The organism is Blastococcus sp. SYSU D00868, assembly GCF_054050575.1.
Window position 1 is genome coordinate 1 of record NZ_JBJGZO010000013.1, and the last position, 22210, is coordinate 22210.

General features: G+C 75.4%; 20 protein-coding genes. 8 read left to right on the plus strand and 12 right to left on the minus strand.

Annotation, left to right across the window (positions count from 1 at the left end; translation table 11 throughout):
- Positions 1-101: 101 nt before the first annotated feature.
- Positions 102-746, plus strand: coding sequence for a hypothetical protein (locus ACI79F_RS12860; RefSeq protein WP_456546078.1), 645 nt, complete (start codon positions 102-104; stop codon positions 744-746).
- A gap of 66 nt (positions 747-812) precedes the next feature.
- On the opposite strand, the gene ACI79F_RS12865 is transcribed toward ACI79F_RS12860, so the two are convergent.
- From ACI79F_RS12865 to folP, 4 genes are all read right to left on the minus strand, one after another.
- Positions 813-2411, minus strand: coding sequence for a 4-coumarate--CoA ligase family protein (locus ACI79F_RS12865; RefSeq protein WP_456546077.1), 1599 nt, complete (start codon positions 2409-2411; stop codon positions 813-815).
- A gap of 82 nt (positions 2412-2493) precedes the next feature.
- Positions 2494-2913 (minus strand): PaaI family thioesterase, encoded by a 420-nt coding sequence (locus ACI79F_RS12870; protein ID WP_456546076.1) that lies wholly within the window; start codon positions 2911-2913, stop codon positions 2494-2496.
- A 142-nt stretch (positions 2914-3055) separates the two neighbouring features.
- Entirely contained in the window at positions 3056-3445 is a 390-nt protein-coding gene (locus ACI79F_RS12875; protein ID WP_456546075.1) for a VOC family protein, read from the minus strand.
- A 92-nt stretch (positions 3446-3537) separates the two neighbouring features.
- Positions 3538-4398, minus strand: a complete 861-nt coding sequence (gene folP, locus ACI79F_RS12880) for a dihydropteroate synthase (RefSeq protein WP_456546074.1) — start codon at positions 4396-4398, stop codon at positions 3538-3540.
- Positions 4399-4469: 71 nt separating this feature from the next.
- Here folP and ACI79F_RS12885 point away from each other — a divergent pair, with 71 nt between their 5' ends.
- Positions 4470-4931, plus strand: a complete 462-nt coding sequence (locus ACI79F_RS12885; RefSeq protein ID WP_456546073.1) for a MaoC family dehydratase — start codon at positions 4470-4472, stop codon at positions 4929-4931.
- 73 nt (positions 4932-5004) lie between these two features.
- Here ACI79F_RS12885 and ACI79F_RS12890 read toward each other — a convergent pair whose 3' ends face one another.
- Positions 5005-6258 (minus strand): serine hydrolase domain-containing protein, encoded by a 1254-nt coding sequence (locus tag ACI79F_RS12890; RefSeq protein WP_456546072.1) that lies wholly within the window; start codon positions 6256-6258, stop codon positions 5005-5007.
- A 111-nt stretch (positions 6259-6369) separates the two neighbouring features.
- On the minus strand, positions 6370-6654 hold the full coding sequence (locus tag ACI79F_RS12895; RefSeq protein WP_456546071.1) for an HU family DNA-binding protein: 285 nt from the start codon (positions 6652-6654) through the stop codon (positions 6370-6372).
- Positions 6655-6867: 213 nt separating this feature from the next.
- Between ACI79F_RS12895 and ACI79F_RS12900 the strand changes: the two genes are divergently transcribed.
- Entirely contained in the window at positions 6868-7791 is a 924-nt protein-coding gene (locus ACI79F_RS12900; RefSeq protein WP_456546070.1) for an aldo/keto reductase, read from the plus strand.
- Between the two features lie 45 nt (positions 7792-7836).
- On the opposite strand, the gene ACI79F_RS12905 is transcribed toward ACI79F_RS12900, so the two are convergent.
- A complete protein-coding gene (locus tag ACI79F_RS12905) occupies positions 7837-8013 on the minus strand; it encodes a DUF1059 domain-containing protein (RefSeq protein WP_456546069.1) in 177 nt (58 codons plus the stop codon).
- A gap of 78 nt (positions 8014-8091) precedes the next feature.
- Positions 8092-9192, minus strand: coding sequence for an EAL domain-containing protein (locus tag ACI79F_RS12910; protein ID WP_456546068.1), 1101 nt, complete (start codon positions 9190-9192; stop codon positions 8092-8094).
- Positions 9193-9361: 169 nt separating this feature from the next.
- Here ACI79F_RS12910 and ACI79F_RS12915 point away from each other — a divergent pair, with 169 nt between their 5' ends.
- On the plus strand, positions 9362-12076 hold the full coding sequence (locus ACI79F_RS12915; RefSeq protein WP_456546067.1) for a SpoIIE family protein phosphatase: 2715 nt from the start codon (positions 9362-9364) through the stop codon (positions 12074-12076).
- Positions 12077-12246: 170 nt separating this feature from the next.
- Here the strand turns inward: ACI79F_RS12915 and ACI79F_RS12920 are convergent, their stop codons facing one another.
- Positions 12247-13470 (minus strand): saccharopine dehydrogenase family protein, encoded by a 1224-nt coding sequence (locus tag ACI79F_RS12920; RefSeq protein ID WP_456546066.1) that lies wholly within the window; start codon positions 13468-13470, stop codon positions 12247-12249.
- A gap of 11 nt (positions 13471-13481) precedes the next feature.
- The gene (locus tag ACI79F_RS12925) at positions 13482-14207 is read right to left on the minus strand and encodes a trimeric intracellular cation channel family protein (protein ID WP_456546065.1); all 726 of its coding nucleotides are present in this window, start codon (positions 14205-14207) and stop codon (positions 13482-13484) included.
- 118 nt (positions 14208-14325) lie between these two features.
- Here ACI79F_RS12925 and ACI79F_RS12930 point away from each other — a divergent pair, with 118 nt between their 5' ends.
- On the plus strand, positions 14326-15651 hold the full coding sequence (locus tag ACI79F_RS12930) for an FAD-binding oxidoreductase (RefSeq protein WP_456546064.1): 1326 nt from the start codon (positions 14326-14328) through the stop codon (positions 15649-15651).
- A 64-nt stretch (positions 15652-15715) separates the two neighbouring features.
- Here ACI79F_RS12930 and ACI79F_RS12935 read toward each other — a convergent pair whose 3' ends face one another.
- Both ACI79F_RS12935 and ACI79F_RS12940 read right to left on the minus strand, forming a co-directional pair.
- Positions 15716-17767, minus strand: coding sequence for an acyl-CoA dehydrogenase family protein (locus ACI79F_RS12935; RefSeq protein WP_456546063.1), 2052 nt, complete (start codon positions 17765-17767; stop codon positions 15716-15718).
- The gene (locus ACI79F_RS12940; RefSeq protein WP_456546062.1) at positions 17764-18516 is read right to left on the minus strand and encodes a TetR family transcriptional regulator; all 753 of its coding nucleotides are present in this window, start codon (positions 18514-18516) and stop codon (positions 17764-17766) included. Before ACI79F_RS12940 ends, ACI79F_RS12935 begins: the two co-directional genes overlap by 4 nt.
- Positions 18517-18599: 83 nt before the next feature.
- Here ACI79F_RS12940 and ACI79F_RS12945 point away from each other — a divergent pair, with 83 nt between their 5' ends.
- The 3 genes from ACI79F_RS12945 (at position 18600) to ACI79F_RS12955 (ending at position 22183) form a co-directional block, all read left to right on the plus strand.
- The gene (locus ACI79F_RS12945; protein ID WP_456546061.1) at positions 18600-19880 is read left to right on the plus strand and encodes an acetyl-CoA C-acetyltransferase; all 1281 of its coding nucleotides are present in this window, start codon (positions 18600-18602) and stop codon (positions 19878-19880) included.
- A 90-nt stretch (positions 19881-19970) separates the two neighbouring features.
- A complete protein-coding gene (locus tag ACI79F_RS12950) occupies positions 19971-21314 on the plus strand; it encodes a 3-oxoacyl-ACP reductase (protein ID WP_456546060.1) in 1344 nt (447 codons plus the stop codon).
- Positions 21311-22183 carry a MaoC family dehydratase gene (locus ACI79F_RS12955; RefSeq protein WP_456546059.1) on the plus strand — a complete coding sequence of 291 codons (873 nt, stop codon included), beginning with the start codon at positions 21311-21313 and terminating at the stop codon, positions 22181-22183. The genes ACI79F_RS12950 and ACI79F_RS12955 overlap by 4 nt, the downstream gene beginning before the upstream one ends.
- The last annotated feature ends 27 nt before the right edge of the window (positions 22184-22210 follow it).

Here is a 22210-nt window from a genome sequence, read left to right on the forward strand (position 1 = left end):
GCCGGGGCGCCCCGGCCCCGGACGACGACCTGAACGGTTCCCGGCGACCCTGCAACCGCGCTGCAAGCGGCCCACCAGCGGGCCGGGCCACCGTCTGCGCCATGACGACGACGCTGACCGCCCGCCCCACCGCGCCGGACGTGGTGCTCGACCGCGCGCCCCTGCCGCCCCGCCCCGCCGCCGCCGCGCCCGCCCGGCCGACGCGCGGCCCGGCCGCGGCCGCCGCCTGCCCGATCGAGGTCCGTGCCCTGCGCAGCGGCGCCCGAGTGCTGGCCGACGCCCTGACCGGCATCGCGCTGGACGACCCCTGCGACCGCGGGCGGCAGCGCGCCGTTCGGGACCTGACCCGGCTCGTGCTCGCCGGCGTGGGGGCCGCGGCGGGCCGCCTGGCCGACGACGCCGTCCGCGCGGCCGCCGAGGAGGTGCGGGCCGCGCTGCCGACCTTCGCGCACGACGTGAGCGCCGGCGCGCCCGCCCTGGCGCTGGCCTGCGCGGCGCTGGCCGACCGGCTCGACGCCGTCGAGGTGCCGGCGCACGACCACGGCTGGCGTGCCTCGCCGCTGGTCTGCGAGCGGCGGTTCCGCGCCGGCACGGGGCGGGCGCGGGCGGTGGTGCCGTGGTTCCTCGACGCGGCGTCGCCGGCCGAGCGGATGACCGCCGTGCGCGACGGCTCGTGGCGGCTGCGCCTGGCGCTGCGCCTCGGCGAGGACCGCCACCGGCGCACCGTGGAACTGGTGCGCGGGTGAGCCCGCGAGGGCGGTCCGGCCGCGCCACGGGGGCCGCCGGACCGGCGACCCCCGCGGCGATCGGTCCTACGCCCGGGCCTTGAGGTCCTTGCGGAGGATCTTGCCGGCAGCCGACTTCGGCACCTGCTCGATGAACTCGACGAACCGGATCTTCTTGTGCGGGGCCACCCGCTCGGTCATGTAGGCCATGACCGCCTCCTCGGACAGCTCCGAGCCGGGCGACCGGACGACGAACGCCTTGGGCAGCTCCTCGCCGCTCTCCTCCTCCTTGACGCCGATGACCGCCGCGTCGGCGATCTCCGGGTGGCCGATGAGCACGGCCTCGAGCTCGGCCGGCGCCACCTGGTAGCCCTTGTACTTGATGAGCTCCTTGACCCGGTCGACGACGGTGTAGCGGCCGGCCTCGTCGACCACGGCGACGTCACCGGTGTGCAGCCAGCCGTCGTCGTCCAGGGTGCTGCGGGTGGCCTCCTCGTTGTTGAGGTAGCCCTTCATCACCTGCGGCCCGCGCACCCACAGCTCGCCGCTCTCGCCGGGGCCGGCGTCCTGCCCGGTGGCAGGGTCGACCAGCCGGCACTCGGTGTTCGGGATCGCGTAGCCCACCGAGCCCTTCGGCACCTCGCTGCTGACGCCGGGCGGCTCCTGGCCGAGGTCGGGCGTGGTGTGCGAGACCGGCGACAGCTCGGTCATGCCGTAGCCCTGGGCCACGGTGACGCCGTTCGGGTCGCCCTTGCGCAGCCGCTCCTGGGCGGCGTTGGCCAGGCCCTCGTCGAGCGGCGCGGCCCCGGAGAGGATCGACGTCAGCGACGACAGGTCGTACTGGTCGACCAGCGGGTGCTTGGCCAGCGCGAGCAGGATCGGCGGGGCGACGAACGCCCGGGTGATCTTCTGGTCCTGGATGGTGCGCAGGAAGTCCTCGAGGTCGAAGCGCGGCAGGGTCACCACCGCGCCGCCCCAGGCCAGGCCCTGGTTCATCAGCACGGTCAGGCCGTAGATGTGGAAGAACGGCAGGACGGCGATGATCCGCTCGTCGGCGCCCAGCGCGATCAGCGGCCGGCACTGGGCCACGTTGGCCACCAGGTTGCGGTGGGTGAGCATGACGCCCTTGGGCAGGCCGGTGGTGCCGCTGGAGTAGGGCAGGGCCACCAGGTCGTTCGCTGGGTCGATGTCGACCTGCACCGACGGCGCCTCGCCGCCGAGCAGGTCCAGCATCCCGGCGTGGCCCTCCATGCCGTCGAGGACGATCACCTCGTCGACCGGGGACTTCTCGACCGCGGCGCCGGCGCGGTCCATGAACAGCGAGATCGTGATGAGGACCTTCGCGCCCGAGTCCTTCAGCTGGAAGGCGATCTCCTCGGGCGTGTACAGCGAGTTGATCGGCGACATCACGCAGCCGGCCGCGGCGATGCCGTGGAACACCACGGGGAACCACGGGGTGTTCGGGCAGAAGACGGCGACGACGTCGCCCTTGCGCAGTCCGCGCGCGTGCAGGTTGGCCGCCACCCGGTCGACGTAGGCGGCGAGCTGACCGTGCGTGATGGTGTCGCCCTTGAGCCCGTCGATCAGCGCGGGCGCGTCGGGCCGCTCCCGGCCTGCTGCCAGGACGAACTCCGGCACGGACACGTCCGGGATCTCGACGTCGGGATACGGGCTGCTCAGGGCCACGTGGCCTCCTCCTCGGTGCAGGTGTGGCGCCAGTCTCACACCGCAGACGATCCCCGGCGCCACCGGGTTCCCCCGGCGTCCTTCAGCGGGGCCAGAGGACCGACTGGGTGCAGCGGAACAGCGCCACCGACCGGCCGCCGCCGGAGACCACGGCGTCCCAGACCTGCGTCGTCCGCCCGGCGTGGGCGTTGGTCGCCACGCACGACAGCCGGCCCTCCCGCAGCGTGCCGAGGAAGTTGGACTTCAGCTCGATGGTGGTGAAGCCCGTCGAGCCCTCGGGCAGCAGCGCGCGGGTGGCCAGCCCGCACGCGGTGTCGGCCAGCCCGATCACGCTCGCGGCGTGCAGGTAGCCGTTGGGTGCCAGCAGCTCCGGGCGGACGTCGAGGGCCGCCTCCAGCCGCCCCGGCTCGTGCGCGGTGACGGTGAGCCCCAGCAGGCCCGGCAGCGTGCCGGGGAGGAGGGCGTTGAGCTCGTCGGCGGTGTGGAACCCGGTGGCGGCCATGCCCGGCAACCTAGGACGGCCCGCCGGCCACCGTCCCGCCGGGATCAGGTGACCTGATCGTGCGGCGTCCTCCCTCACGGTGTGCGGTGAGGGAGGACGCGCCACGATCAGGGAGGCTGATCGTGGCCCGGACCGGCGCGGGTCAGGCCGCCGGGGCCGCGGTCTCCCACAGGCCGACGACGTTGCCCTCCGGGTCGCGGACGTAGGCGGCGAACCCCATGTCACCCACCGGCACCTTCCCCGTGACGGTGGAGCCACCCAGCTCGCCGATCCGCTCGAGCGCGACGTCGATGCTCTCCACGTCGACCACGACCACCGGCCCCGGCGTGGCGGCCAGCTCGCGGGCGAGCATGCCGCCGTTGACGAACCCGGGCTCGCTCGGCCCCTGCTCGCCGCTCGGGCCGGTCATGACCAGCGTGTAACCCATCTCCGGCATCTCCTGCACCTGCCAGCCGAAGGCCTCCTTGTAGAAGGCCCGCGCGCGGTCCCCGTCGTCGAAGGGGATCTCGAAGTGCACGACCCGTCCGCTCATCTCCCACCTCCGTCGTCGACTCCGACAGTGCAGGCCGATGCTGGCCCGGCCCGCCTCGGGCAGGAAGCGGGACCGGTCCGTCTCAGAGGTGCTCAGGCGAGGCCGCGGACCGTGCGGGCGGGCGGCCGGTCGCCGCGGATGGACGCGACCATGTCCAGCGTCTGCCGGGTGGGCGCCACGTCGTGCGCGCGGAACACCCGAGCGCCCAGCCACGCGCTGACGGCGGTGGCCGCCAGCGTGCCGGTCAGCCGCTGCTCGAGGACGACGTCGAGGGTCTCGCCGACGAAGTCCTTGTTGGACAGCGCGACCAGCACCGGCCAGCCCGTGTCGACCAGCTCGCCGAGCCGGCGGGTGGCCTCCAGCGAGTGCCGGGTGTTCTTGCCGAAGTCGTGCCCGGGGTCGATCAGCACCCGCTCCCGGTCGACGCCGGCAGCGACGGCGGCCTCGGCCAGCGCCGTCGTCCGGGTGACGACGTCGGCGACGACGTCGTCGTAGGCGATCCGGTGCGGGCGGGTGCGCGGCGGCAGGCCGCCGGCGTGCGTGCAGACGATCCCCGCGCCGGCCTCGGCGGCGACGGCGGCCAGCTCCGGGTCGACCCCGCCCCAGGCGTCGTTGACGACGTCGGCGCCGGCGGCCAGCACCTCGCGGGCGACCTCGGCCCGCCAGGTGTCGATCGAGATGGGCAGGGCCGGGTGCGCCTCCCGGATGGCGGCGACCAGGTCGACGGTGCGGCGGATCTCCTCGGCGGCGTCCACCTCCTCGCCGGGCGCGGCCTTGACCCCGCCGACGTCCACCATGTCCGCGCCCTCGGCGACCACCTGGTCGACCCGCTCCACCGCGCGCGCCAGCTCGTAGGTGGCGCCGCGGTCGTAGAACGAGTCGGGGGTGCGGTTGACGATCGCCATGACGACCAGGTGGCCGTCGGGCACGTCGAGCGCGCCGATGCGGAGCAACCCGTTCCTCCCTCGCCGGAGCCGGTGTGGTGGAGTCAGCCAACCAGACCGGCTTCGAGGGGACAGGACAGATGGCGCAGACGGTTGTCGAGGGCATCGAGGGCGTGCAGGGTCTCGTCGGCCAGCACATGGGCTACAGCGACTGGGTCACGATCACCCAGGAGCAGGTGAACACGTTCGCCGACGCGACCGGGGACCACCAGTGGATCCACGTCGACCCCGAGCGGGCGAAGAAGGAGAGCCCCTTCGGCGGGCCGATCGCGCACGGCTACCTGACGCTGTCGCTGGTGCCGTCGCTGCTGCCCGAGATCGTCGACATGCAGGGCTTCCGGATGGGGGTCAACTACGGCACCGAGAAGGTGCGCTTCCCCTCGCCGGTGCCGGTGGGCGCCCGGGTGCGGGCCGGTGCGACGCTCGCGTCGGCCACCCCGTTCGACGGCGGCGTCCAGGTGAACATCGACGTGACGATCGAGGTCGAGGGCGGCACCAAGCCGGCGATGGTCGCCACCGTCGTCTACCGCCGCTACCTGTAGGCCGGAGGGCGTCGGCCCCCCTGCAGGGGCCCACCACGAGCGTGCGAGTGGTGGGGGGCAGGGGGGTCCTTCCTCAGGCCAGCGCCTGGTGGACCAGTGAGCGCAGGTACGGGCGGACCGGCAGCGTGCTCGAGGGCAGCAGCTGCGTGTAGAAGGTGACCGTCAGGTCCTCGACCGGGTCCACGAAGAACGTCGTGGACGCCGCCCCGCCCCAGCTGTACTCGCCGGGGCTGGCGACCGCGCCGTAGCGGACCGGGTCGATCACCATCGAGAAGCCCAGCCCGAAGCCCACCCCGCGCAGCGGCGTCTCGGCGTACAGCGGGCGGCCGAAGGTCTCCAGGTCCTGCCCGCCGGGCAGGTGGTTGCGGACCATGTGCGCCAGCGTCCGCGCGCCCAGCACCCGGCCGCCGTCGTACGCCCCGCCGCGGCGCAGGCACTCGACGAAGCGCAGGTAGTCGCCGGCGGTGGAGACCAGCCCGCCGCCGCCGGAGAGGAACGCCGGACGGCGGTGCGCCGCGGCCCCGGCCGCGTCCAGCGGGGCGTACGTCGTCGAGGGGCCGTCGTCCGGCTCCCCGGGGACGGCGCCGTAGAGGCGGGCCAGCGAGTCCGGGTCGTCGTCCTCCCGCAGCCCGAACGACGTCTGCGTCATGCCCAGCGGGCCGAACACCCGCTCGGCGAACACCTCGTCCAACGGCGCGCCGCCCCAGAGCTCGACCAGCCGGCCGAGGACGTCGGTGGAGACGCCGTAGTTCCACTCGGTCCCGGGCTGGAAGACCAGCGGCAGCTCCGCCCACTGCCGGCAGACCTCGGCGGAGTCCGCGCCCGCGGGCGTGCCGAAGCCGTGCTCGGCGGCGCGGTACATCGCGTCGACCGGGTGCGCCTCGTGGAAGCCGTAGGTCAGGCCCGAGGTGTGGGTGAGCAGGTGCCACACCCGGATCGGCTCCATCAGCGGCGCGGTCACCGGCCTGGCGGCCGAGCCGGCCACGTACACGCGGGTGTCGGCGAACTCCGGCAGCCAGCGGCTGATCGGGTCGGTCAGCTGGAAGGCGCCCTCCTCGTACAGCGCCATCGCCGCGACCGAGGTGACCGGCTTGGTCATCGAGTAGATGCGCCAGCGGGTGTCGTCGGTGACCGGCAGGCCGCGCTCGACGTCCCGGTGCCCGTACCGGCCCACGTGGGCCAGCCGGCCGTGCCGGGCCACCGTCACGAGGAAGCCGGGCATCCGGCCCTCGTCGACGAACCGCGCCAGCCGGCGGTCCAGCCGGGTCAGCCGGGCGGGGTCGAGGCCCACCTCGGCGGGGTCGGTGTCCACCGCCAGTCCCGTCACGCCGTCGTCCTCCCTCACTGCAGCGCGTCCTCCCTCACCGCACACGGTGAGGGAGGACGCAGCATGATCAGGTCACCTGATCGTGGCCGAGCAACCGGCCGATCACGGTCGTCAGACCGGGACGTTGCTCGCGGCCTTCTTCAGGTTCGAGCCGGCGGTCACCTTGACCGTGTTGGCGGCCGGGATCTCGATCGACTCGCCGGTCTGCGGGTTGCGGCCCGTGCGGGCGGAGCGCTGGGTGCGCTCGACGGTCAGCAGGCCGGAGACGGCGACCTTCTCGCCGCGGGTGATCGCGTCGACCAGCTCCTCCTGGAGCCCGGCGAGCACCGAGTCGACGGTCGAGGAGGGGACGTCGGCGCGCTTGGCGATGGCGGAGACGAGTTCGGCCTTGTTCACGAAGGGTCCTCTCGGATGGTGGTGGAACGGCGCCGGTGGCCGGCGCCCGTCGGTACGGACGGTTCCGTCTCCTCGCCGGGCGGGCCGGGAGTGGCGGACCGGGGGCGCACGTTGCCATGTCACCCCGGAATCCCGCCACTGTGGGGGTGGCGCCGCCCCGCAGGTCACAGCAGTCCCAGCGCGCGGCCGGGCCCCCCGACCTACGGTGGGGAGGTGCCTCAGCTCCCCCGGACCGACCTCGTCGTCAGCGATCTGTGCCTCGGTGCCAACGTCTTCGGGTGGACGGCGGACGAGCCGACGTCGCGCGCCCTGCTCGACCGCTTCGTCGACGCGGTGCCCAGCACCCAGGCGCCGATGGTCGACACCGCCGAGATGTACGGCGACGGCCGCTCCGAGCAGATCCTCGGCGCCTGGCTGGCCGACGACGGGCGCCGCGACCGGGTCGTGGTGGCGACCAAGGCCTCGCCCGGCCGCAAGGAGCACCCGCTGTCGGCGGCGGAGATCCGCGCCGCGGCCGAGCGGTCGCTGACCAACCTGCGCACCGACCGGATCGACGTCTACTACGCCCACTACGACGACGAGAGCACGCCGCTGGAGGAGACGCTGCAGGCGTTCGAGGACCTCGTGCAGGCCGGCAAGGTCCGGTACGCCGCGGCGTCGAACCACTCCGCGGCGCGGCTGACCGAGGCGCTGGACACCGCCAAGCGGATCGGGGCCACCGGCTACGTGGCGCTGCAGCCGCACTACAACCTGGTGGAGCGGGCGGGGTACGAGGACGACCTGCGCGACGTCGTCGCCGCCGCGGACCTGGGCTGCTTCCCCTACTTCGGGCTGGCCAAGGGCTTCCTCACCGGCAAGTACCGGGCGGGGGATCGGGTCGACTCGCCGCGCGCGAGGGGCGCGGCCGCGTACGTGGGGGAGCGCGGCGACCGGGTGCTGGACGGGCTGCGGCAGGTCGCGGACGCGCACGGCGTCACCCAGGCCGCGGTGGCGCTGCGCTGGCTGGCCGACCAGCCGACCGTCACGGCGCCGATCGCCAGCGGCCGCTCGGTCGAGCAGCTGGCCGACCTGCTGCCGATGCTCGACCTGCGGCTGACCGACGAGCAGCGCGCCCTGCTGACCGACGCCTCGGCGTGAGCCGGAGGAGTTCCGTCGTCATCACGCCGACGGAACTCCGCCGGCTCAGGCGGCGTCGCGGATGTGGGCGCGCACCGGGCCGTCGCTGTCGGTGCCGGGCTCGGCCATGCCGTGCGCCTCGACGGCGTGCCGGCGGGTCTGCGCCAGGATGCCCTCCTCGTCGGCGGCGGTGAACGTGGCGCCGCAGCCGGGGATGATGTCGCCGCAGGCGAAGGTCTTCACGGGGTCCTCCAGGGTGGCGGGTGGCGTGCTGGTCCGGGGCGTGCCGGCCCCGGAGCCGAGGGGCGGGGGCTCGGTCGGTCAGGGCCGGGCGACGGCCGCGGCCAGGTCGTCGACCCGGAGCAGGCCGACGACGGCGCCGGTCGCGTCGGTGCAGACGACGGGGTCGAAGCGCTGGGCGGGCGGCCGGGTGAGGGCCCGCTGCAGGGTCTGCCGGGTGTCGGCGTCGGGCGGGACCCGCAGGGAGACGGGCGCGGTGTAACCCTCACCGGTCCGCGGGTCGCCCAGCCGCAGCGCGCGCGGCTCGCCGTCGTCGGCGACCAGGACGGCGGGCGGGACGGCGGGCCCCGCGTCGTCCACGGTCACCTGGCGCACGGGTCGCACCAGTCCGGCCACGCTGTCGCCCAGCCGGGCGCGGGCGGTGTGTGCGCGGACCAGCCCCGCCACCTCCGGTGCCAGCGGCCGGAACTCCGGCGCCGGGCGGCCCAGCAGCCAGCCCTGGGCCAGCGGGGTGCCCAGCCGGGCGAAGGCGGCGAGCTCGGCCTGCGTCTCGATGCCCTCGGCCAGCAGCCAGGCGTCGATCCGGCCGGCGAAGTCGCCCACCATCTCGGCCAGGGCCAGCCGCGCAGGGTCGCCGTCCACGTCGCTGACCAGCGAGCGGTCGAGCTTCACCAGCTGCGGGCGCACCGTGGTCAGCACCTGCAGACCCGAGTAGCCGCTGCCGGCGTCGTCGAGGGCGATGAGGGCGCCCCGTGCCCGCAGGACGTCGACCTGGCGGCGCAGCGCCGCGACGTCGTCGACGACGGCGTGCTCGGTGAGCTCGACGACCACCCGCCGCAGGTCCGGGACCGAGTGCAGCGCCGCCCGGACCACCGGCGAGGAGAGCAGGTGCGGGCTGACGTTGACGGTGAGGAACGTGTCGGGCGGCAGGTCGGCGCGCGCGGCCAGCGCCTTGTGCAGCGCCAGGGCCTCCAGCTCCGGGCCGATGCCGGCGTCGTGCGCGGCGGCGAACCAGACCGCGGGCGAGGCGGTGCCGGGGAACCGGGCGAGGGCCTCGTAACCGGCCACCCGCGCTCCGGCCAGGTCGACTATCGGCTGGAACACCAGCGTGAGGTCGTCGGGGTCGGCCAGCAGGGGACGGCAGTCGGGCAGCACGCTGCTGCGGGTGCGGATCGCCGTCATGGGGGTCACATCGGGCGGGGCGCCGCCCGGGTTGACACCGTGACCGGATGGCCACCCCCAGCGGGGGAGGGCCGGGTGCATGTCGGACGGTCCGGGTCCAGAGGAGCGTGTCAGCATGGTGCGACTCGCGGCCGGGGGGCGGCCGCGGCGGGCGCACCGAGGAGGAGCCGTGGCCGGCCCGGCGTCCCTCGATGTCCCCGGACCCCCCGATCCGCTGCTCGACCCGCACCGGATCGCCGCCGCGCGGCGGCTGTTCCTCGAGGTCCCGGGGCCGGCGGCGTTCGACCGGCTCTCCGGCCTGGCCGCGCGGCTGCTGGGCGCCGGGCACGCCAAGGTCACCCTCTTCACCGACCACGACACCGTCGTCGGCGGCCACGGCCTGCCGCCGGGCGTCGTCGGCGGGCGGGCGCAGCTCACCGGGGAGCTGTCGGCGCTGACCGTCCGCCGCGCGCAGCCGCTCGTGGTCAGCGAGGCCGCCGCCGACCCGCGCGTGGCGCACCTGCCCGCGGTCACCTCCGGCGAGGTGGCCGCCTACCTGGGCGTGCCGCTGGTGTCGGCGTCCGGGCTGGTCGTCGGCGTCCTCGCGGTCTACGACGAGACGGCCCGCGGATGGACCGACGACGACGCCGCCCTGCTCCAGCAGCTGGCCGCCTCGGTCGTCGCCGAGCTGGAGCTCTCCGCCGCCCGCTCGGCGATCGGCACCACGTCCGCCCGGCTGGAGGTCGCGCTCGAGGCCAGCGGGATCGGGATCTGGGAGCGCGACCTGCGCACCGGCGGGGTGTCGTGGGACGAGCGGTGCGCGGCGGTGTTCGGCCTGGACAGCGCCCTGTCCGACGCCGACCTCGAGGACGTGCTGATCTCCCGGGTGCACCCCGACGACGTCGCCGCGGTCCGCGAGGCGATGGAGCGGGCGGACGCCGGCACCGGCGAGTACGCGCTGGAGTCGCGGGTGCTGCGCACCGACGGGTCGGTGCGCTGGACGGTGTCCCGCGGCCGGGTGGTCCGCGACGTCCGCGGCCACCGGATCCGGATGATCGGCACGATCGTCGACGTCACCGAGGCGCGCGCGGAGGCCGAGCGGCGGATGGCCGCCGTCCAGCGGGCCGCCGCGGTCGCCGAGGTGGCCGCCCAGATGGCCAACGTCACCGCGATCCCCGACCTGGTCGAGGTCGCCCTGCGCGGCGCCGCCGTGCTCGGCGCCTCGGCCAGCGGCCTCACCGTCCGGGAGGGCGACGGCGCCCTGCGGCTGCACCTGACCCGCCGGCTGGTCGACACCGTCGCCGTCGCGGCGGACGTGCAGCTGCCCACCGAGGGCGTCGTCCTGCCCACCGACGACGACCTGCCCACCGGCCGCTCGGCCCGCACCGGCGAGCGGCTGCTGTTCGCCGACCGCGGCGCCGCCGAGGCGCGCTTCCCGCGGCTGACCGAGATCAACGACGTCCTGGGCACCGAGGCGCTGGCCTCGCTGCCGCTGCGGGTCGAGGGGCGGCTGCTCGGCAGCTTCGTCGTCGTCTGGGAGACCCCGCACGCGTTCACCCCGACCGACGTCGAGCTGCTCGAGGGCCTCGCGGCGCAGATCGCGCTCAGCGTCTCCCGGATGCGGGCCGACGCCGAGCGGGACGCGGCCAACCGGCGGCTGCAGCTGCTGGCCGACGTCGGCCAGGTGCTCTCCGGCGACGTGGACATCTCCCGGCAGGTCGACCGGCTGGCCGAGATCGTCGTGCCGACGCTGGGCGACTGGTGCTGGCTGGTGGTCACCGACGGGCAGGGCCGCATGGAGGAGCTCGCCTCGGCGCACCGGGACCGGGCCCGCACCGGCCACCTGGCCGACTACGTGCACGCGATGGTCGCGGTGATGTCGGACGAGGCGACCGCGCGGATCGTCACCCGCACCGGCCGGCCGCTGGTGCTGCCGCACATCGACGCCGAGCGGATCCGGCGGGCGCTGCCGGACGAGGCGGCGCGGGCGGCGCTGGAGCGGCTGGAGCTGGAGGGCGGCGTCGTCGTCCCGCTGACCGCCCGCGGGCGGACCATCGGCGCGCTCGGCCTGTTCAACGGCCCCGAGCGCGGCCCGCACACCGGCGCGGAGGTGGCGGCGGCGGTCGAGGTGGGCCGCCGGGCGGGGCTGGCGCTGCACTCGGCGCGGCTCTACGCCCAGCAGCGCGACCTCGCCGACGCCCTGCAGCACAGCATGCTCACCGCCCCGCCGGAGGTGCCCGGCTGCCGGATCGTGGTGCGCTACGTGCCCGCCGCGGCCGGCGCCGAGATCGGCGGCGACTGGTACGACGCCTTCCGCCAGGAGGACGGGACGACGGTGCTCGCGATCGGCGACGTCGTCGGCCACGACCGGCACGCCGCCGCCGCGATGGGCCAGGTCCGCAGCCTGCTGCGGGGCATCAGCCACTCCAGCGGCGCCTCCCCGGCGCAGGTGCTGACCCGGCTGGACCGCGCCCTCGCCGGGCTGGCGCCCGAGGTCATGGCGACGGCGCTGGTGGCCCGGCTGGAGCACCCGGCCGACCTGCCCGAGGGGCAGGTGCTGCTGCGCTGGTCCGACGCCGGGCACCCGCCGCCGCTGGTCGTCTCCCCGGACGGCCGGGTGCGCCTGCTCGACCTGCCCGGCGAGCTGCTGCTCGGCGTGGACCCGACGACGCCGCGGACCGACCGGGCCGAGGTTCTGGAGGCCGGCAGCACCGTGCTGCTGCACACCGACGGCCTGGTCGAGCGCCGCGACCGGGACCTGGACACCGGCACCGCGCAGCTGGTCGCCGTCCTCGAGGAGGCCGCCGACTTGCCGCTGGAGCAGCTGTGCGACCGGGTGCTGCAGCGGCTGTTCCTGCCCGACGCCGAGGACGACGTCGCCCTGCTGGCCCTCCGCCTGGGTTGAGCTGGGATCAGGTCCCCTGATCGTGGCGCGTCCTCCCTCACGGTGGACGGTGAGGCAGGACGCGCTGCGGTGAGGGAGGACGAGTCCCGGTGAGGGTGGGACGCCGCCGAGGGGGACGCCGCTCAGGACGAGTCCCGGTGAGGGTGGGACGCCGCCGAGGGGGACGCCGCTCAGTCCGCGGTGACCTCGTACGTGTGACCCGCCGCGCGGAGGCGGTCGACCAGGACGCCGCCCAGCGCGGTGGCCGGGGTGAGCGAGCCGGCCCGGTCGGGCAGCCGGTCGCCGTCCAGGGCGAGGGCCAGCGCGCTCTCGCCGAGCATCACCGCCGTCGCCGCGTAGCCAGGGTCGCCCGTCCCGGCCGCGGTCGCCCGGTAGCGGCGGCCGGACTCGGTCCGCGCGTCCACCACCATGCGGAACCAGCCGCGCTCGCGGGCGGCCTCGTCGGGCCCGGTGCCCGGCGCCGGCAGCACCCGGTCCAGCAGCGCGCGGGTCGGCCCGAAGGACATCGCGGCCAGCGCACCGGCCAGCCCCGCCGTCATCCCGACCGCCGTCGCCGCGCCCGTGACGCCGCGGCCGGTGGTCATCACCTCGCCGTAGCGCAGTCCCCGCCCGTACGCCCAGTCCTGCAGCGCGTTGCTGCGCCGCACGACCCGGGTGTTGTACGAGGCCATGACGAACGGCGCGGTCCAGCGGCCGTCGGCGCCGCGGGCCGGGGGCGCGGCAGCCGGGGGCTGCCGCGTGTCCGGCTCGGCGGCCCGGTCGGGGCTCAGCGCGTACGGGTCGCCGACCACCCGGCGCAGCGACCGGTCCCGGCCGACCGCCTCGACCTGGGCCCGCATCGAGTCGATGGTGCCGCCGCTGAACCCACCCCGGGCGGCGGCCACCAGCCGGACGTCGGTCAGGCCGCCCGCGCCGTCGGCCCGCGCCCGCTCGGCCAGCAGGGACACCGACAGGTCCGACGGGATGGAGTCGTAGCCGCAGGAGTGCACGATCCGCGCGCCGGTCTCGCGGGCCGGGGCGTCGGCGCGGTCGATGGCGTCGCGGTGGAACAGCACCTCGCCGGTGAGGTCGGCGTAGTGCGTGCCGGCGCGGGCGCAGGCCTCGACGACGGGCAGGCCGTAGCGGGCGTAGGGCCCGACCGTCGTCGCCAGCACCCGGGTGCCCTCGGCGAGCGCGGCCAGGGCCGCGGGGTCGGTCGAGTCGGCGGCCACCAGCGGCCAGTCGCGCGCGGCCTCCGGCAGCCGGGAGCGGACGGCGGCCAGCCGGTCGGCCGACCGGCCGGCGAGGGCGATCCGCAGGTCCGCCGGTGCGGTGCGGGCGAGATAGGCGGCCAGCAGCTCGCCCACGAAGCCGGAGGCCCCGTAGACGACGAGGTCGTGCGCGCGGTCGGGCATGCGGCCCATCCTCACCGAGCGCCGCGGCGCCCGCGTCCCGGCCCTCCCCGCCGCCGCCAGCGGATGCGGCCCAGGTGGGTGCGGGCCCGGTGCGGCAGGTCCACCGCGACCGGCGCCTCCCAGCCGCGCCACACCGACAGCACCCGCAGCGCCGCCACCAGGACGATGACCAGGACGGCGACGGTGATCGGCGGCAGCCCGGCCGGGCCGGCGAGGACGGTGAGCGCGGCCGCCCCGATCAGCGCGGCGACGGCGTTGTACGGGCCGGGCTGGACGATGTCGGCCCGCTGGGCCAGCAGCATGTCGCGGATCACCGCGCCGCCGACCGCCGTCAGCGTGCCGATGAACACCACCGAGGCGCTGGGCAGGCCGGCGAGCTGCGCCTTCTGCGCGCCGATCACGGTGAAGAAGCCGAGCGTGACCGCGTCGAGGACGACGAGCAGGCCGGTCAGCCGCGCCAGCCAGCCGGAGAAGAAGAACGTGACCATCGCGGTGATCGCCACGGTGGGCAGGTAGGCCTCGTTGGTCAGCGCGACCGGCGGCCCCTCGGCCAGCAGCACGTCGCGGATCAGCCCGCCGCCCAGCCCGCCGCTGACGGCCAGCAGCAGGACGCCGGAGACGGCGAAGCCCTCCCGGGCGGCGAGCAGCCCGCCGGTCAGCGCCCCGACGACGATCGCGGCCAGGTCGACCGCCTGCGGCACCCGCAGGGTCTCCGCGGCGGCGGCCAGGGTGCTCACCCCGTCATCCTCCCCACCCGCCCGGCGCAGTCGGGCACTCCTGCCCTGGTGGCTCGCCCGGCGGGGGGAGGAGCGTGCCGCCGTCCGGAGCGGGGGAGGAGACCCGAGGGGACCCACGATGGAACTCATCCGACCGACCGACGGGCGCTACGACGAGCTGCGCACGCTGTTCAACGCGGGGATCGACCGGCGGCCTGCGGTGATCGCCCGGTGCGCGACGGCCGACGACGTCGCCGACGCCCTGCGCCTCGCGCGGGCGGAGGGGCTGGCGGTCGCCGTCCGGGCGGGCGGCCACTCGGTGGCCGGCTTCAGCGTCAACGACGGCGGCCTGGTGATCGACGTCCGTCCGATGGAGGAGGTCCGGGTCGACCCGGAGGCGCGGACGGCGACCGTCGGCGCCGGCGTCACCTGGGGCCGGTTCGACCGGGCCACCCAGGAGCACGGGCTGGCCACCACGGGCGGGCGGGTGTCCACGACCGGCGTGGCCGGGCTGACCCTCGGCGGCGGCTCGGGCTGGCTGGAGCGGCTGCACGGCCTGAGCTGCGACAACCTGCGGTCGGTCGACCTGGTGACGGCGTCCGGGGAGCGGGTCACCGCCAGCGCCACGGAGGAGCCGGAGCTGTTCTGGGCGCTGCACGGCGGCGGCGGCAACTTCGGGGTGGCGACGTCCTTCACCTTCGACCTGCACCCGCTCGGCCCGACCGTCCTCGCCGGGCTGCTGCTGTGGCCGGGCAGCGCCGGCCGCGACGTGGCGCTGGCCTACCGCGACGTCATGGAGACCGCGGACGAGCGCTTCGGCACCGCCCTGGTGTTCCTCACCGGGCCGCCGGAGCCCTTCGTGCCCCTGCACCTGCAGGGCCGCACGGTGGCCGCGGTCGCCCTGATGTGGGCCGGGGACGTCGAGGAGGGGCTCGAGGCGGCCCAGCGCTTCCGGGACCTGCGGCCGGAGGCCGACCTGGTCGGGGCGATGCCGTACGCCGACTTCCAGTGCCTCATCGACGACCCGCCCGGGCTGCGGCAGTACTGGAGCGGGGACTACCACGACGCCATGCCCGACGACGCCGTCGAGATCTTCGTCAAGTACGGCTCCGACCGGGTCTCCCCGCTGACCCAGCAGCTCATGGTCGCGTGGGGCGGGGCGATCGCCCGGGTGCCGGACGACGCGACCCCGCTGAGCCACCGCTCGGCCCGGTGGGTGACCCACCCGTTCGCCACCTGGGCCGACCCGGCCGAGGACGCCGCCAACGTGGAGTGGGTGCGCGCCTTCCGCCGCGACGTCGCCCGCTACACCAACGGCGGCACGTACCTGAACTTCATCGGCGCCGAGGGGCAGGACCGGATCCGGGCGGCCTACGGCGAGGCCAACTACCTGCGGTTGCAGCAGGTGAAGCGCCGGTTCGACCCGGACAACACCTTCCGCGGCAACCAGAACATCCAGCCCTGAGCGTGGCCCCCCCGGCAGGGTCCCGGCGCGAGCGCGCGAGCGTCGGGGGGCAGGGGGGTCCTTCTCACTGGCCGGGCGGGACGTCGACCGAGGTCGCAGTGTCGCCGGGCGGCGTGCTGCCGGTGGCGGCGCGCAGCTCGGCGTCGCGGGCGGCCATGGCCTCCTGCCGGCCGGCCTCCTCCTCGAGCACGGCCGCGTTCTTCCACGCCGCCGGGATGGCGAAGCCGTCGACCAGCGTGACCAGGTGCGGCCGCAGCTCCTTGAGCAGCTGGTTCACCGTCGCGGTCAGCGCCTTCGACCGCGACGGGGTGAGCTGCCCGTGCTCGAGGAACCAGCCCTTGTCCGCCTCGATGGTGGTCAGCGCGTACAGGTCGCAGACCGCCGACAGCAGCGCCTGCGCGTCGGGGTCGGTGGCCCGCTCGACGCCGGCGACGAAGGCCTCGAGCACGATCCGGTCGATGTGCGTCTGCGCGGTGCGCAGCACGTGGTCCTGCACGTCGTTGAACATGTCGAAGGGCTCCATGCCCTCGGTCTCGGAGTTCTTCCGCAGCCGCCGGATCGCGCCCTCGAGGGTGTGCTTCTCGCGGAACTCGAACATCTTCAGCTGCCAGCCGCGGTCCAGCAGCGGGACGTCGTCGTCCCGGCCGGGCACCGCGTCGACCAGCCGGGCGATGAGCCCGCGGGCCGCCGTCCGCTCCAGGACCGTCTCGCGCACCAGGTCGGCGAAGAACGACACCTTGCCCCAGCCGTCCAACGAGCCGAAGGTGTCGCGGTAGCCGGTCAGCAGGCCCTTGGCCACCAGTTGCAGCAGCACCGTGTTGTCGCCCTCGAACGTGCTGAAGACGTCGGTGTCGGCCTTGAGCTGCGGCAGCCGGTTCTCGGCCAGGTACCCGGCGCCGCCCAGGGCCTCGCGGCACATCTGGATGGTGCGGGTGGCGTGCCAGGTGTTGGCGACCTTGAGCCCGGCGGCGCGGGACTCCAGCTCGCGCTGCGCGGCCTCGTCGACCTCCTCGCCGTGCTCGTGCACCGCGGTCTGCACGTCGTGCATGGTGCCGACCAGCTCCTCCTGCGCGAAGTGCAGCGCGTAGGAGGTGGCCAGCGCCGGCAGCAGCTTGCGCTGATGCACCAGGTAGTCGTTGATCACGATCTCGCGGTCGCGGCCCGGCGCGGCGAACTGGCGGCGCACCTCGCCGTAGCGGACGGCGATGTCCAGCGCCATCTTGGTCGCCGACCCGGCCGAGCCGCCGACGCTGACCCGGCCGCGGACCAGCGTGCCGAGCATCGTGAAGAAGCGGCGCGTCTCGTTCTCGATCGCCGAGGTGTAGGTGCCGTCGGCGGCCACCTGCCCGTACCGGTCCAGCAGCATGTCGCGCGGGACGGTCACGTGGTCGAAGCTCAGCCGCCCGTTGTCCACGCCGAGCAGGCCGGCCTTCGGGCCGTCGTCCCCGATGGTCACGCCCGGCACCGGGTTGCCCTCGGCGTCGCGGATCGGCACCAGCCAGGCGTGCACCCCGTGGTTCTCGCCGCGGGTGACCAGCTGGGCGAAGACGACGGCCATCCGGCCGTCCTTCGCCGCGTTGCCGATGTAGTCCTTGCGCGCGGCCTCGTGCGGGGTGTGCAGGTCGAAGGTCTGCGTCTCGGGGTCGTACGTGCAGGTGGTGCGCAGCTGCTGGACGTCGGAGCCGTGCCCGGTCTCGGTCATCGCGAAGCAGCCGGGCAGGTCGAAGCTCATGATGTCGCGCAGGTACGCGTCGTGGTGCCGCTCGGTGCCGAGCAGCTGCACGGCGCCGCCGAACAGCCCCCACTGGACTCCGGCCTTGACCATCAGCGACAGGTCGCCGAAGGCGAGCATCTCGATCGAGGTGACCGAGCCGCCGGCGTCGGCCTCCCCGCCGTACTGCTTGGGGAAGCCCAGGCCGACCCGCCCGGTGCCGGCCAGCTTGCCGGCCAGCCGGGTGATCCGGTCGCGGGCCTGCTGCATCGTCTCGCCGTAGACGGGCGCGTACTCGGGGTCGCCGAGCTGCTCGCGGGCGTCGCGGCGCACGTGCGACCAGCGTCCGTCGAGCACCTCCTGCAGGCTGGCCGGGTCGACGGTGCGGGGCAGGGACTGGGTCACTGGTCCTCCTGGTGATCGATGACGAGGGCCTCGGGGACGGCGGGGCGCGGGTCGGCGGGACGGGTGCCCGGGAGCACGCCGGCGAGGCCGGCCCAGGCGAGTTCGGTGAGGTGGGCGGCGAGATCCGCCCGGAGCATGGGGCGGTCGGCGGCCAGCCACCAGTCGGCGGCCGCGCGGACCAGGCCGACCAGCCCGTGGCCCCAGGGCTGCGCGGGCGCCGGGTCGCGGCCGGCGGCGGTCAGCGCGGCGGCCACGAGGGCGGCGGCCTGCCCGCCGACGAGGTCGGACAGCGTGGTGATCGGGTCGGCGTCGACGGGGCGGTCGAGCAGCGGGTGCCGGACGACGAACCGGTAGAGCTCGGGGTCGGCCTCGAGGAACGCCAGGTAGGTCTCGATCGCGGCGCTGACCATCGCCCGCGGGTCGCTGCTGCTGGCCATGGCCTCCCGCAGCTTCGCGGTCAGCTGCCCGGCGACCCGGTTGCAGACCGCGACGTACAGCTCGCCGCGGTCGGCGAAGTGCCGGTAGACGACGGTCTTGCTGGTGCCGGCCGCGGCGGCGATCTCGTCCATGCCGACGCCGGCGCCGTGCCGGGCGACGGCGGCCAGCGTGGCGTCGACCAGCTGCTCGCGGCGGGCCCGCCGGTGCTCGTCCCAGCGCGAGTCGCGCCGGTCGCGCATGGCGGTGGCGCCGGCGCCCGACTCGCGGCGCCCGCCGCTCTGGGCGATCTTCTGCTGCGACGTGCCTCTCACCGCCTCGGCTTTCATGTAACCCAAGGTACTGGGTACTCTGAGTACCTAGCAACGCGAGACCACCCTCGACCCCGGAGGTCCCCATGGCGAGCACTCGCAAGGCCGCGATCGTCGGCGGCAACCGGATCCCGTTCGCCCGGTCCAACTCCACGTACGCGCAGGCGTCCAACCAGGACATGCTCACCGCGACCCTCGACGGCCTGGTCGCGCGCTTCGGCCTGCAGGGCCAGCAGGTGGGCGAGGTGGTCGCCGGCGCCGTCCTCAAGCACAGCCGCGACTTCAACCTCACCCGCGAGGCCGTGCTCGGCTCGCGGCTGTCGGCCGCCACGCCGGCCTACGACGTCCAGCAAGCGTGCGGCACCGGGCTGGAGGCCGCGATCCTCGTCGCCAACAAGATCGCCCTGGGCCAGATCGAGTCCGGCATCGCCGGCGGCACCGACACCACCTCCGACGCGCCCCTGGCGGTCAACGAGGACCTGCGGCGGGTGCTCATCGCGCTGAACTCGGCCAAGACGCTCGGCGACCGGCTCAAGGCCCTGCGCGGCCTGCGCCCCGGCCAGCTGGCGCCGGAGATCCCGCGCAACGCCGAGCCGCGCACGGGCCTGGCGATGGGCGACCACGCGGCGATCACCGCCAAGGAGTGGGAGATCGGGCGGGAGGAGCAGGACGAGCTCACCGTCCGCTCGCACCGGAACCTGGCCGCCGCCTACGACCGCGGCTTCTTCGACGACCTGGTCACCCCCTACCTGGGGCTCACCCGCGACCAGAACCTGCGGCCGGACTCCTCGATGGAGAAGCTCGCGAAGCTGAAGCCGGTGTTCGGCGACGGGCCGGACGCGACCATGACGGCGGGCAACTCGACGCCGCTGACCGACGGCGCCTCCGCCGTCCTGCTGGCCTCCGACGAGTGGGCCGCCGAGCGCGGGCTGCCCGTGCTGGCCCACCTGGTGGACGCCCAGACCGCGGCGGTCGACTACGTGCACGGCGGCGAGGGCCTGCTCATGGCGCCGGCCTACGCGGTGCCGGTGATGCTGGCCCGCCAGGGGCTGACGCTGCAGGACTTCGACTTCTACGAGATCCACGAGGCGTTCGCCTCCACCGTGCTGGCCACGATGAAGGCCTGGGAGGACCCGAGCTTCTGCAAGGAGCGGCTGGGCCTGGACGCCCCGCTGGGCGCGATCGACCGGTCGAGGCTCAACGTGCACGGCTCGTCGCTGGCGGCCGGGCACCCGTTCGCCGCGACCGGCGGCCGGATCGTCGCGAGCCTGGCCAAGACGCTGCACGAGGCCGGCCCCGGCAAGCGCGGGCTGATCTCGATCTGCGCGGCCGGCGGCCAGGGCGTCGTCGCGATCCTCGAGTCCTGACCCCACCTCCCCGACGTTCCACGTGCAACGTGGCACTTCTGCACGGTGCAGGAGTGCCACGTCGCCCCGTCCCCGGAAGGACGACCTCCCGTGAGCGACTGGTACCGCGACTTCGCCAACTCCGGCGTCGGCACGACGATCACCAAGCAGCTGGGCCTGCCCCGGCCGGCCGTGCTGCGCCGCTACGAGCCGGGGGAGCCGCTGCTGTCCGGGCCGGTGGTGCTCGGCTCGGCCGGCGCCGGCCGGCTCCGCGACACCCTCACCCGGGTGCTGGCCGACGCCGGCGTCCCCCTGCTGGACGCGGTGGACCCGGACGGCGAGAAGCCGGCCGCCGTGCTGCTCGACGCGACCGGCCTGACCGGCCCCGGCCAGCTGGCCGGCGCGCACGCCTTCCTCGCCCCGGCCGTGAAGCGGCTGCGCCCGTCCGGCCGCGTGCTGGTCCTGGCCGACCCGCCGGCGGCGGCCGACACCCCGGCCACCGCCGCGGCCCGGCAGGCCCTCGACGGCCTGGTCCGGTCGATCGGCAAGGAGCTGCTGAACGGGTCGACGGCGAACCTGGTCTTCGTGCCCGAGGGCGCCGAGGCGTCGGCCGCCTCGCCGGTGCGGTTCTTCCTCTCCGGCCGGTCGGCCTACGTCGACGGGCAGGTGCTCACCCTCGCCGCGGCCGACGTGCCCGCCGACGGCGACGCCGAGCGGCCGCTCGCCGGCGAGGTCGCCGTCGTCACCGGCGCGGCCCGCGGCATCGGCGCGGCGATCGCCCGCGTGCTGGCCCGCGACGGCGCGCACGTCGTCGCCGTCGACGTCCCGGCGGCCGGGCAGTCGCTGGCCGAGGTCGCCAACGAGATCGGCGGGACGGCGTTCCAGCTCGACATCACCGCCGCCGACGCGCCGGCCCGGCTCGTGGAGCACCTGCGCGAGCGGCACGGCGGGGTCGACGTCGTCGTCCACAACGCCGGGATCACCCGCGACAAGCTGCTGGTCAACATGGACGCCGACCGGTGGAACACGGTCATGGCGGTCAACCTCCAGGCCCAGCTGGACATCACCGAGGCGCTGCTGGCCGCCGACGGGCTGCTCCGCCCCGACGCCCGGGTCGTCTGCGTCAGCTCGCAGTCGGGCATCGCCGGCAACCGCGGCCAGACCAACTACGCGGCGAGCAAGGCCGGGATCATCGGCATGGTCCGGGCGTGGGCCCCGGCGTTCGCCGAGCGCGGCGCCACGATCAACGCCGTGGCGCCCGGCTTCATCGTCACCGAGATGACCGCGAAGATGCCGTTCGGCACCCGGGAGGTCGGCTCGCGGATCAACTCGCTGCAGCAGGGCGGCCTGCCGGTGGACGTCGCCGAGACGATCGCCTGGCTCGCCCAGCCGGGCAGCGCCGGCGTCAACGGCCAGGTCGTGCGGGTCTGCGGCCAGTCGATGCTGGGCGCGTGACGGCCGTGTCGTCCCCCGAGCCGACCGTCCTCGACGCGCCGCCGAACATGGCGGCGCTGTTCGCCCGGGCCGCGCTGACCGCCCGCGGCCGCGGCGGCGACCTGCCGGACACCCGGCTGGCCCGCCGCGGGGTCGCTGTCGACCCCGCCCAGGTCGCCGCCTACGCCCGGGTGTGCCGGTTCCCGCTGGCCGACGCGCTGCCGGTGACCTTCCCGCACGTCCTGACGTTCCCGCTGCAGGTGGCGCTGATGAGCGACCGCTCGTTCCCGCTGGCCCTGCCCGGGCTGGTGCACATGCGCAACCGGGTGGAGCAGCTGCGTCCGGTCGGCCTGGGGGAGGAGCTCGACCTGGAGGTCCGGGCCGAGCGGTTCGCCCGGCACCGCAGCGGCGCGACGGTGGACCTGTGCGCCTCGGTCTCGGCCGGCGGCGCGGAGGTGTGGCGCGGCCGGTCGACCTACCTCGCCCGCGGCGCCGCGGCCCCCGAGGGCGCGCCCGCGGCCGACGTGGACGTCGAGGTGGCCGAGCTGCCGCCCGGCGCCATCACCTGGCGGGTGCCCGACGACGCCGGCCGCCGCTACGCCGCCGTCTCCGGCGACGTGAACCCGATCCACCTCTCCGGGCTGGCCGCCAAGGCGTTCGGCTTCAAGCGCGCCATCGCGCACGGCATGTGGGTCAAGGCGCGCGCCGTGGCGGCGCTGTCCGGCCGGCTGCCCGACGCCGTCGCGGTGGACGTCGGCTTCCGCAAGCCGCTGTTCCTCCCCTCGACGGTCACCCTGGCCACCGCGCCGCGCGACGGCGGCTGGGACGTCGCCGTCCGCAACGCGCGGGCCGGCACCGAGCACCTGTTCGGCACCGTCCGCCCGCTCTGAGCCACCCCGACCGAGGAGACCTCCCGC